The sequence below is a fragment of the Candidatus Margulisiibacteriota bacterium genome (genome assembly GCA_031268855.1).
In the GTDB taxonomy this organism is placed as follows: Bacteria; Margulisbacteria; Termititenacia; order Termititenacales; family Termititenacaceae; genus Termititenax.
This window is the reverse complement of record JAIRWS010000063.1, coordinates 1-11,881: the sequence shown is the minus strand read 5'-3', so window position 1 is coordinate 11,881 and position 11,881 is coordinate 1. Positions and strand designations below refer to the sequence as shown.

9 protein-coding genes are annotated in these 11,881 nt (G+C 51.8%); 7 read left to right on the top strand and 2 right to left on the bottom strand.

The features are described 5' to 3' along the window. The 4 genes from LBJ25_03925 to rlmN all read left to right on the top strand — a co-directional run. The coding region (locus LBJ25_03925) for a BrnA antitoxin family protein (GenBank protein ID MDR1453105.1) at positions 1-289 on the top strand (289 nt) is incomplete at its 5' end. Next, positions 283-5,691, top strand: coding sequence for a hypothetical protein (locus tag LBJ25_03920; protein ID MDR1453104.1), 5,409 nt, complete (start codon positions 283-285; stop codon positions 5,689-5,691). The genes LBJ25_03925 and LBJ25_03920, both read left to right, overlap by 7 nt. A gap of 25 nt (positions 5,692-5,716) precedes the next feature. Then, entirely contained in the window at positions 5,717-8,254 is a 2,538-nt protein-coding gene (locus tag LBJ25_03915; protein MDR1453103.1) for an AMP-binding protein, read from the top strand. Next, positions 8,247-9,257: a 23S rRNA (adenine(2503)-C(2))-methyltransferase RlmN gene (gene rlmN, locus LBJ25_03910; protein ID MDR1453102.1), complete on the top strand. Its 1,011-nt coding sequence runs from the start codon at positions 8,247-8,249 to the stop codon at positions 9,255-9,257. Before LBJ25_03915 ends, rlmN begins: the two co-directional genes overlap by 8 nt. Here the strand turns inward: rlmN and LBJ25_03905 are convergent. Together LBJ25_03905 and LBJ25_03900 are read right to left on the bottom strand one after the other, a co-directional pair. Beyond that, a complete protein-coding gene (locus LBJ25_03905) occupies positions 9,254-9,592 on the bottom strand; it encodes a helix-turn-helix domain-containing protein (protein ID MDR1453101.1) in 339 nt (112 codons plus the stop codon). The genes rlmN and LBJ25_03905 overlap by 4 nt on opposite strands. Before the next feature lie 465 nt (positions 9,593-10,057). Continuing rightward, the gene (locus tag LBJ25_03900) at positions 10,058-10,381 is read right to left on the bottom strand and encodes a hypothetical protein (GenBank protein ID MDR1453100.1); all 324 of its coding nucleotides are present in this window, start codon (positions 10,379-10,381) and stop codon (positions 10,058-10,060) included. 179 nt (positions 10,382-10,560) lie between these two features. On the opposite strand from LBJ25_03900, the gene LBJ25_03895 reads away from it, so the two are divergent. The 3 genes from LBJ25_03895 to LBJ25_03885 all read left to right on the top strand — a co-directional run bounded on the left by LBJ25_03895 (position 10,561) and on the right by LBJ25_03885 (position 11,614). After that, complete coding sequence (locus tag LBJ25_03895; GenBank protein MDR1453099.1) at positions 10,561-10,854, top strand: hypothetical protein; 294 nt, start codon at positions 10,561-10,563, stop codon at positions 10,852-10,854. A gap of 263 nt (positions 10,855-11,117) precedes the next feature. Continuing rightward, positions 11,118-11,324: a hypothetical protein gene (locus LBJ25_03890; GenBank protein MDR1453098.1), complete on the top strand. Its 207-nt coding sequence runs from the start codon at positions 11,118-11,120 to the stop codon at positions 11,322-11,324. Positions 11,325-11,326: 2 nt separating this feature from the next. Next, positions 11,327-11,614: a hypothetical protein gene (locus LBJ25_03885; GenBank protein MDR1453097.1), complete on the top strand. Its 288-nt coding sequence runs from the start codon at positions 11,327-11,329 to the stop codon at positions 11,612-11,614. Positions 11,615-11,881 lie beyond the last annotated feature (267 nt).

Sequence of the window (11,881 nt, the reverse complement as noted above, 5' to 3'; positions counted from 1 at the left end):
AATTAGAAAGAAATTCAAAGACAGCCCGGATTTGACCGACAGCGATAATCCAGAGCTTGCCGCTGAATATTTTAGAAAAGCCAAAAGACCCGGTCGTCCTAAAAAAGAATTTCGCAAAGAGTTAATGACTTTACGGGTTAATCACTTTGTGCTGCGTTTTTTGCGTTCCAGCGGCAAAGGCTGGCAGACGCGGGTCAGTGATTGGATCAGCGAGGGTGTGCGTAGTGGCGCGCTCGGAGCGCGGCGAAATCAGAAAATATTTCAAATTGCAAAGGAGAAAAAATGTTAAAACACTTGGCGGTTATTTTTTCTCTGGCAGCGTTGTTGTTAGCCGTGGAATACGAGCAAAATGACTGGGCTTACTTTGGTTTTTGGAATCTCTACAACAGCGGCTATGACCGGCCAACCGCGCCGGCGCTAATCAAAAAACCGGAGGAGCAGGCTAAGTGGAGCGCGACAATATATCTGCGCAATTTTCCTTTCGTCCACGAATATATCGGCAAAAAAATGTATTTCATTTCAGAATATACCGGCGCCGCGGATGCGGCGCGTTTGGCGCCGTCGTTTTTTGTGATCAAGGGCGGCCAGACTTACGAAGTCTGGTGGAATATTCCGGGCACGAACGACCGCCAGTATTTGAATTTTGGGGGACGGAACAATATTATCACCGGCTGGTTGGAAATTCCCGATCCGGCCGACGCGCGGTTTTTTGCGCGGCTGGAGAACGGCCGATCTTTTGCGGTCAACAGTACTTCGCCGGTGACCCCGGCGGATGTGCGCGGCGGCCTGCGCACCAGCTGGCAGCATGATATTCCGGGCGCGTATTCCACTGGCAGCGGTATGTACGCTGGCAGCAGCGGGCAGGTGGAGTTTTACCATTTTTATCTGGGCGCTGAGCCGCCGGAGGCTGTGCTTGCTCCGGCGCAGGCCCGCCAGTTGGGCAGTTTGCCGGTGCGCGACAGGGAGATTTTAGAAAACGAGTGCGGGCTGCCCGGGACAGTTTTTAGCGGCGATGTTCTGCCGGCCAATTATTATTATTTTCCGGCGGACGACTTTGCGGCCGCGCAGCGTTTTTATAAGAAATACAAAAAAGATTTTGCTAATGATATTTATTTTCAGAAAAAAAATTATTTGCCCAAAGGCGCCAATGGATTCAACATCAAGGTTATCGCCAATGATCCTAAAGCTGCGGTGGAAAACCTGGAAAATTTGACCGTGCGGAATAAACAAGACCCTTACGCCTGGACAATAATCGCGCTGGGCGGCGTGGACGACGCGCGGGAATTGGCCGGGTTAAAAGGCGCGGCGCGTCTGACGGTCTGGTATGACGCGCGAAATTTGCGCTCCGGCTATTACGGCTGGCAGAATATTTTTCTCGATGTCGTGCAGTACGACCAAAATGGCAGGATCGTCGGCTGGAATGACGATCTGATCTTTCCGGTTTTAAATAGAACGCCGAATATTGCCGCTTACAGCGGTATTCTGGAGCATGAATTTATCGTGGCCCAAGACACCGCGCGATTGGAGATAATTTTAAAAATTTCCGGCGCGCCGGATTATGACCAAACCAAACGCGGCGCGACTGTCGAAGCGTTTGCCCTAAATAGGGTCGCTTTGCAGAAAGGCGCGGAAAAACTTGATGTGGAAAAATTATTCAAGGTTGAAGCGCCGCTGGTTTTTAACGGCGCGGATTCCGTTTACCTGCGGCCGGCCGGATTGGGGCTTTTTGTCGGCGACCGTTCCTTGACCATTGATCCGGCGCGGAGAAACATCAAGTACAATTTGCAAAATCCCGCCGACTACAGCGGTTTCTACACGAATATTTTTAGCGTGGCCGATATTGGCGAGCTGGAAGTTGCGGCGTTGTTTAATTCCGAGTTGCAAAAATACGGCGACCCACCGCACTGGGCGAACAACGCTATCGAGCTGATTTATTTTGACGAAAACGGCGAGCAGGTCTATCCGGCGGACAACGGCTCCGAGCGTTATCCGCGCCTCGACGCGGCGCTCAATACCGCGCAGACCCGCAAGAGTTTATTCGTGGTGCCGCGCGAGCGTGGCGCGAAATACGCGCAGCTCAGGATGAATTTTGTTCGGGCCAACGACCCGCAGGATAACCGCCCTGACCGGCGCCATTATTTTTTGGGCCAGGCCGGAATTGAAAATATCATAATCCGTCCAGCGCTGCAGATGCACAATGCCGCCAATTTTCTGCCCAACGACGGCTCTTTTTACGACAATATCAACGGCCAGCCCTTGAGCTGGACTGTGCAGGGCGCTTACGTGGAGGAAAATCTGCCGCAGGCCGCGCGCAAACTGGTTTTCAATAACTGGAACACCGGCGGCTGGTCAGCGGTCAAGACGGAGATCGATATTCCGCCTTCGGCCAACGCGCTGCGCGGACAAATGAATATCGATCTGCAAAATATCGAAACCGGCCTCAATCAATGGGAAGGTTTCGGCTTCTTTTTAGAAGCGGATGTGCGGACGCCGAGCGGCGCGCTTTTTCACTACAGCGGCATACCGGTTTTTGAGAAAAAGGGCGGCCGCTATGTGCAATTCAGCAGGCTCTCGCTGGCGCGGCGGGGATTGGTCGAGTATTACATACCGCTGCATCACGAAAATCAAAAGATCGTGAAACTTTACTGGCAGATCGCGCTGCTGGGCAAAGGCCGCGCGGAGCTTTTGCCGTTGAACTCTGCGCCGGAGGCCAGCGTTTTGAGCGTGGAGCTACTGCAAGAACCGGCTTTCAATCCGTTGCTCTGGTCGCAGTATGCGCTGTATTCTGCGGACAGCAATAGTTTTCAATTTCAGAAAAATTACGAATTAAAAACAGACAATGGCAGTTTTAATTACGATCACGCTGAGGTTCTGGCCGAGCGGCTGCTCTCCACCGGCTTGGAAAAACAAAATATTGCCGAGGAGTTAAAAAAGCTACCGCTGGATGCGGTGAAAAAAACCGCCGCTTATGAAATAAAAACTTTACCGGCTTACGGCCGCGTCAGCACGCTGGCGGATTTTGACGGACAGGTGATCGAGGTCAGTTTTCGGACTGACGGCACGGAGGACGCGCGCTTCAATTTACAGGCTTTCATTGTGGATGAAAAAAGCGGTAATGTGCATCAGGCGCCGATTTACCGTCTGGAAAAAGACGGCAGCTGGAAAACGATCGACCGTGTTTTTGCGGCCGGTCAGGCCGAGCGTTTCGTGATCGACTCTTCGGAATACCCGGGCGAAGCCAGGAAAGTGCTGCTGACGCTGGGTGGTTTTCACGGCATAGTCAATTACCGCGATTTGCGATTAACCAATTACGCCAGTTTTGACAGGCATACTCTGACCGGCCGGCGCGGCGAGACCAAAATTTCCGCTCTGGGCCGCGGGCTTAATTTGACACACGCCACATCCGGCAAACTGAATCAAGCGGATTTAGTCAGCCTGACCGAGGCTTATCCGCTGGGTTTTCTCTCGGCCGACGCGCAAAAACTGGACGCGCAGATCCGCGCGGCGGTGCAAAACAATAAATTGGGTTTCGAGCGCGGCGCGTGGACTTACCGCGGCGGCGGCGATTTTGCGTTGACCGGTTTTACTCTGGTGGGTGAAACTTTTCAGACCTGGCAGCAGATTTACGGCGCGGATTTGCCGCGTTTTTGCCGCGAACAGGGCGCGCGCTGGAAAAAAGCCGGTTTGAATACGATCCGCGTGCATCAGGTTTTTACGAGCTGGGCGGATTTTTCGGAAAAAGATCTGGATCAGCTGCTCAAAATTTTGAAAAGCTGGCAAGACGAAGGGTTTGTGATAATTTTTGACGCGCTACCGGACACAAACTTTGCTGGCAGCTATTGGGGCGCTTTGTTCAATAATAAGCCGTATACTTCGGCTTTCAGTAGCGCCACCGATCTTTTTAAAGCGACGCTGGTTTTGCCGGAAGTCAGCGCGCTGTATGTGAAGCCTGCGCTGCAAAAATTGGCTAAAAGTTTTCAGAAAAATAATTTCTGGCCAAACTCGCTGACCTACATGAATGAGACCGGCTTCACGCGCGGGTTTTGGACGATCGACAAGTACAACGAAACCGGCAATAAATATTTTTCCCAAAATTATCATTTTTATTACGGCCGCTATCTTGACCGGACGCGGCAGGACAAGGCCTGGCAGGATTTTATCGCGCGCGCGGACGCCTTGCTGCAAACGCATCTGCAAAGTGTCAATTTGAAATCGCTGCTGGCCGATGTCGCGGCGCTGAATAATGTGATTGAGCAAAAATATTATGTCAAAGACACGGCCAGTTATATTTACTACAACGTTTTGCGCGATGAGGCGCTGAACAGTTATCCGGCGTATCAAAAAGAACTAAAAACTTTGCGCGAAGACGGCTACGGCTGGATCACCGATGCCGAGCCGACCGGCAATTACGTTACCAGATCAGCGCAGATCGCCGCGGAAAACAAAACGCGCGTGAATAGACTGCTTTTGCAGATCGAGGTCGAACAAAATAATACAGCTAAAAATCTGCAAAGTCTGCTGACGGCAGCGGATTTGAAAAACAAGATCAAGGAAATTCATAGCGCGGTTTTCTCTGTCAAAATGCCGGCGGATTATCAGATACCGGAAGATCTGACCCTCGGCTATGTTGATGATTTTGCCAATTATGACCGGCCGCAGTCTTTCTTTACTTCGTTTTTGCTGCCAGTTGTCTTTGTGCAGGACGTCAATACTTTTTTGCGCCAGCAGACCACGCGCAATTTTATCGTCGGCCTCAATAACGATTATGCCCGCGACGCCGGCGCGCTGCTGGCCAACGCCTACCTTTTTTTCAACGACCCGCGCACCGAGTTGCGTTTCAATAAATACACACATCATCCGATCGGCGGTCACAGCATGCTGCTCAATCCGGGCTTTGGCAATTTATTTGACGAGGATTCCAATATCGATCTGAATCTGGAATTATTCACGCTGCCGGCTGTCTATCCGGCGCAGCTTTCGGAAACTAATTTTACATTTGCCGGCGATGACAAATCCGGCGAGGGCGCCTGGACGATCATGGATTATTTGCGCAGCGCGGCCAAGCGCAAAAATATTTTGTTTTTCCATAACGGCCCCAATGTTCAAGACAAGCCGATACTCAGCGATTATTTCAATGTTGGCAATCGTCCGTACAAACTCAACGCTCTGGCTCTGCTGGGCAGCGTGGCTTTGCAAAAACGGCTTGACCCGCAGTACATCATGGCCGGCGATTTTCAATATGACCGTTTTCAGGAAAAGATCGATCTCAAGGCCAAGGGCGTGAATGGCATCGCCGGACGCGTGGCCAAAGACGGCGAGCTGCAGGGACGCGCCATTAGTTTTGTTTATAAAGGCAAGCGGCCGCAGACCAACGTGACGGTCATCGAGCAGCGCTTGAACAATAATAAAGAAACCATTATTTATTGGTTTGGTTTGGAGCGCAATAAAGAGCAGCAAAACCGCTCAGGCAATCCTGATCTGGTGCAGCTTTTTGGCGAGAAAATAGTTCAATACGAAAGTCTGCCGGGGCTGGTAAAAATTACCAACCGCAGAGTCAGCAAGATCACTGGCTATTATCCGGCGGGGCGCACTGTGGATATTCCGCTGCGTTATCTGCGACAGGACAAAGGACTGCTAGAGCTGGACTTGACGGCTTTTCCGGGAATTGTCTGCTGCCAGCTGACGGAATGAAATAATACATAAGGAGCAAGGGAGCATGACAAACGAACAGCCGCGCAACCTTTACGAGGCTTTTGCCGCGGTCACTGCCGCGCATGAGAATAAGTTTCTCTTTGAGAAAAAATATACTTTTCGGCAGGTTTGGCAGATGGCCAAAAACCGCGCTCTGGCTTTGCAAAAGCTGGGCATTCAGCGCGGCGACCGCGTAGGTATTTTGGGCGTGAACAGCTGGGAATGGTGTGTGACGCACATGGCGATCATGTGTCTGGGCGCGGTGGCTGTGCATCTGGACCAAAATCTCGGTGTGGAGAGCTGGCAAAAAATGCTCGATAGTGTTTCCGCCAAAGCGCTTTTTGTGGCGCGGGATTTTGCCGCGCTTAAATTTCAGAATGTGCAGGTTTTAGATCTGCACGCCGGCTGGGATGACCGCGCTGCTGAAGTGGCTGCGCCGGAAGTGACGATGCAGGACACGGCGTGTTTTCTGTTTACCTCCGGCACGACCAGCGAGCCGAAGATCGTGCCGCTCACGCACGGCAATCTTTATTTTACCGCGATGGGCTTGATCAAGTTTTTGCGCGATGACCTGCACGTGATGAACGGCGGTGAGAATATTTTGGCGATCCTGCCGCTGCATCACAGTTACGGTCTGCTGGCCAATTATGTGGGGCCGGTTATCTTTGGCTGTATGGTCATGTTTCAGCCGTCGCTCAAAGGGCCGGACATTATCAAGAGTCTGGCCGAGACGCCGATCCATGTGTTTTTTGGCGTGCCGCAGCTCTGGGAGCTTTTCTTTGACGGCATTGCCGCCAGGGTCAAGGCGCAGTCCGCGCTGAAGTATTTTTTATTCATGACTATTTTGAACACCGCTCCGTACTGGCGCAAAATCCCGCTGCTAAACACAGCGCTGGCCAAAGTTTTTGAGCCGGTGCATCAAGTGATCGGCCAGGAGCTAAAATTTCTGGTCAGCGGCGGCGCGGCACTCAAGCCGAAATATTTTAAATATTATTCCAATATGGGTGTCAAAATTATCGAGGGTTACGGCTTGACCGAAACTTCCGGCCCGGCTTGCCTGTCCAATCTCCTGCACAATACACTTGGCTCAGTGGGCGGCCCGATCGAGGGCAATGAAGTGACGCTGCGCAAGCTCAATAAAGACGGCGTCGGTGAAATTTGGATGCGCGGCGTGTCGGTGACGCCGGGTTACTACAACAATCCGCAGGCCAACGCCGAAGCGTTTGACCGGGACGGCTGGTTCAATACCGGCGATCTGGGGTTCAAAGACAGGCACGGCGAACTGCACATCACCGGCCGTTTCAAGAACATGATCGTTTTAGACTCCGGCGAAAATGTTTATCCTGAAGAATTGGAAGCCTACTATCAATACTCGCCGCTGATCGAGGAAATTTCAGTTTTTGGCTACCGCTTCGACGGCACGGAAAGTGTTTTTGCCGTTGTCGTGCCGCGCGAAAAAAACAAAGAAAGCTACGCACAGATCAAAACCGAGATAGAAAGAATGAACAAAGGCCTGCCGAGTTACAAAACGCTTTCCACATTTGCCGTGTCTTTCACACCGCTGCCGCGCAACTCCACAAAAAAAATCGTAGTGCGCCACGTCATCAAAGAATTGGAGCAGGGCAAATATCAGCGCGCCGCCGGCCAAAACGCTGTCCGCCAGCCGTACATGCCTGACGAGCCGCGCCCAAAAGAGATTTTAAAAATTTTGGCGGAAAAATTCAGCGAGGTGAAAACTTTTTACCAGGACACCACTCTGCTGGAGTTAAAAGTTGATTCTTTGCGCCTGCTCGATCTGGCAGCCTACCTGGAGCAGCGGCTGGGCGTGGTCATAAAGCTAGAAGAGCTGGCGGCCAAGCAGAATCTAAAAGAAATCGTAGAGTACGCGGCCGCTTGTCCGGCGTTGAGCGCGCCGCAGGAAGACCAGCTGACCGGCCCTTTGCGCTACAAAGTCAAACCCAACGGCAATCCGCTCCTGTCTTTTTACGCGCTGGTGTGCGGCGCTATTTCCCGCTGGCGCTGGGGACTGACGGTCAAAAACCCTGAGCTGTATGCGACGGAAAATTGCATTTTTGCGCCCAACCATCAATCCTATCTGGATATTATCTGGCTCTGGATAACCATGCCCGCCGCGGCGCGGCGGAAAACTTACATACTGGCCAAAAAGGAATTATCTTTTTTGGCCTGGCTGCTGGGCGGCCGCCTGCCGCTGATTTATGTCGACCGGCAGCAGAGTCAGGCGCTGGCCTCGCTCAAGGCCGGCGCGGATATTTTGCGGCAAGGCTGCTCGCTGATCGTCTTTCCGGAAGGCACGCGCACCTTTGACGGCCAGCCCGGTGAATTTAAGATCGGCGCGGCTTTGCTGGCGCATAAACTGGGCAAAAAAATTGTGCCGGTGAAGATCAAAGGCGCTTATGAGATCTACCCGCGCCACCGCCGCCTGCCGGACTGGCGAGCCAAAGCCCGGGGGGAAGTAATCTTAAATCCGCCGCTGGACCCGCGCGATTTTGCGGACGCGGAAGAATTGAATAACAAATTAAAAGATGTGATCGAGCGTGCTTAAAAATCTGAAAGACCTTGATCTCGCGGAGTTAAAAAAGATCGCTGTCCGGCCGTTTTACGGCGCGATCTTATTTGACTGGCTGCAAAATAAAGCGGCGGAAGATCTCGACCAGATCTCCAATTTACCAAAAGTTTGGCGGACGGAATTAAAAAATAACGGCTACGGGATTGCCGATCTGAAACTACTGAAAAGATCAGACGATCCGGACGGCACGCGAAAATATCTTTTTGCTCTGCCGGACAATTGCAAGATCGAGACAGTCCTTTTAAATGACGCCGGTCGGCAGACGCTCTGTCTTTCCACGCAGGTCGGCTGCAAAATGGCCTGTGTTTTTTGCGCGACCGGCCGCCTGAAATTTAGGCGCGATCTCTCCGCGGGAGAAATAGTCGATCAAGTTATTCAAGTTGAGAAAATCGAAAAGGTGAAAATTCAAAACCTCGTTTATATGGGCATGGGCGAACCGCTGGATAATTATGACCATGTTTTAAAATCTATCCGCATCCTCAATGACAAAGCCGGCAAAAATATTGGCGCGCGGCATATCACTATCTCGACCTGCGGCATTATTCCGGGCATTGTTAGATTGGCGGACGAGGGGCTGCAGATCCGGCTGGCGGTCTCTCTGCACGCGGCGACAGACTCTCTGCGCGCTAAACTAATGCCGATCAATAAAAAATATCCGCTACCGGATTTAATGCGGGCATTAAAGACTTATCAAAAGAAAACCGGCCGGCGTTTGACTTTCGAGTACATCATGCTGCACGGCGTTAATGACGCGCGCGAGCAGGCCAAAAGCCTGTTAAAATTATTGAGCGGCCTAAACGCGCACATTAACCTCATCGAATACAATTCCCACGCGCGCGCGGAATTCCAGCCCAGCGCGAAAAAAACGCTGAAAGAATTTTGGTGGCTGGCCACCGACCGCGGTTTTGAGACAACCATACGCTACAAAAGAGGCCAGGCGGTCAAGGCAGCTTGTGGTCAGCTGTCCGGGGAGAGTTAGTACTTGACTTTTTGATAGGCTGTCAGCAAGTCGAATAAAAATTCCAATTTGTCTTTGCCCAGCGAGCTTATGGCTTCGTAAACTTTTTTAGTGGAATGAGGCACCAGAGGTATATCGTCATTTCTAAACCAGAAATCCAAAGACACGCTTAAATTGTCGGAAATCCTCTGCAGCACATCCAGCCGAACGTAACGCTTGCCTTTTTCGATCAAGCAGTAATGCGAGTAATCCAGCCCGCATTCGGTAGCCATTTGCTGCAGGGAATAGTTGAGTTTGTGACGGACAGTTTTGAGTTTGTCGCCGATAACTTTGCGGATATCCTTGCTCTCAACCATCTGAACCATCCTGTTTATTAATTGTAATGGTTAACAGGCAATTTCTATACTATATAAGTACATAATTATAACATGTTTATTTATACACATTAATTTTCTGTATAAAAGAACATAAATATATTATGTTGACTTGTCTATACTTGCATGTTATTATTTAGCAAAATAGCGAGGGGGTATGTTTATGGCGCGTTATAAATATAACTTACCAGATGGGGAGACGGCGGCAGGCGGAACACCGACAACCAATGTGGGGTTGGCCGACACGGCTGAAAAGAAAAAACAAAGGTATTTATCCGGCAAAGAAGCCTATGCGGCGGATTACAATCAAACAGCGGAAAATCTGAAAAAAGAACGGACACACCGCGTGCTGTCCACGGTAAACCTACCGCTGGTTACGGCTGGCCGGTCTCCGATGAAAGCCAGCCAGCTCACGGATCTGCGCAAAGCGACCAAAGGTTTGGTCAATTATAATGGCAGTGACACTTTTCCGTGGAACGAAGAGATAACGGCTCTGGTTACCAAGCTCAAAGCGCGGCATTTGGAAGAAGTGCGGCAGGTGGTGGACGACAGCCTGAATAACGCGCGATGCTCCGGCGGCTGCACATCGGCCTGCGGGAGAGGGTGCGGCAATGATTGCGTGGCAGACTGTACTGTTGGCTGTGGCGCGGCCAGCTGTGCCAGCAATTGCGGTGTAGCCTGTGCGTCGACCTGCGGAGACGGCTGCAAAGATGTTTGCGGCGCGGCCTGCGCGTCATCCTGTGATAATGGATGTAAAAATTCTTGCGGCATAGCTTGTCATTCTGCCTGTGGCACAGCGTGTGCGGACGCCTGCGGCGCGGCCTGCGCGTCCACTTGCGGTGATGGCTGTAAAAATGTTTGTGGCGGTGTCTGCGAGGATGATTGCGGCGCGGCTTGTACAGCTGGTTGCGGATCGTTATGCGCATCAACCTGCGGCGCTGGCTGTATAAATGCCTGCGGCGCAATCTGCGAAAATAGAACCTGCGCTAATTCCTGTTCAGATAATACTTGCAGAAACTCGTGCTATCAAAGTTGTGGTAATCGATGCGACGGCTGTTCCGGCTGCTCGGGTGGTTGTGGCGGTAATGCGTGTACTTCGCGGTGTTATAGTGGTTGTCGTGGAGATGCATGTGGCACAAATTGTAATACTGGTTGTTCCGGAAATTGCACAGGCGTTTGTTTTGATGCTTGTTCCTCTGGTTGTGGCGGCATTTGCGCGGCGGCATGTACAGATGGTTGCCTAAAAGTTTGCGGTGATACTTGTAAAGCGTCCTGTGGATCAGCCTGTGCTACGGCTTGCGGTGCCAGGTGCGCGTCCACTTGCGGGGACGGCTGCGCCGGTCAATGCGGTGAAGCCTGCGAATCCGCCTGTGGAACAGCTTGTGCCTCTGGCTGTGGCGCGGCCTGCGCCTCTGGCTGCGACAATAACTGTAGAGATAAATGTAGCGGGATTTGCTCATCCACCTGCGGCGACGGTTGTGCCGGTCAATGCGGTGGGGCTTGCGCTATGGGCTGCGGCATCAGTTGTGCTGTGGGCTGTTCGCAGACCTGTACCGCGGCCTGTGATATAAGTTGCAGCACCAATTGCCGGAATAATTGCTATGACGGCTGCGTCAGCAGCTGCTACAGCGGCTGCGCGGAGACGAGCAGATATGAGCCAAATCCAGCGGGCAATACCAAAGACACTAAAGCCAACCGCGCGGCAGGGACATAGATATGAGAACTCTTGCCATGCTGACCCGCGACGATATACGCAATTTTGAAGTTGCGCACAATAAAGTTCTCTGCGCCCGTCAGGCCCTGCGGCCTAATGCCGTGCCGGCATACGCTCCGCTTCAGGCCAGAGATAAATTTTTCCGCGAAGCGATCTTTGCGTCTGCGGACGCGGAGTATTTGGAGGATAGTTTCTGGCGGGAACTGTCCAGACAGCACGGCATAGCGTCTGCCGATATGGGAAGGTTACGCGTGGATTTTAATACGAATGAATTGCTTGTGAATGAGTAGAGGGATTGTTGCGCCGGAAATATTTTGCAGAGCGGATATTTTGGCGTTCGATCAGCGTTCAGCGTTGTTATGTCTGCTGGCGCAGACACCCCACTGTCTAAAATTTGCTTGAAGCAAGCAAATTTTAGACATCTCCCCTTGAATAAGGGGAGAAAACAGGCAGTTTTGAAAACCCGAATTTTCTCCCCTCGGCCGAGGGGAGATGTCACGAAGTGACAGAGGGGTGTTTCGCTTTAGCGAAACATGGTGAAATGCGCGGTGGTTTTG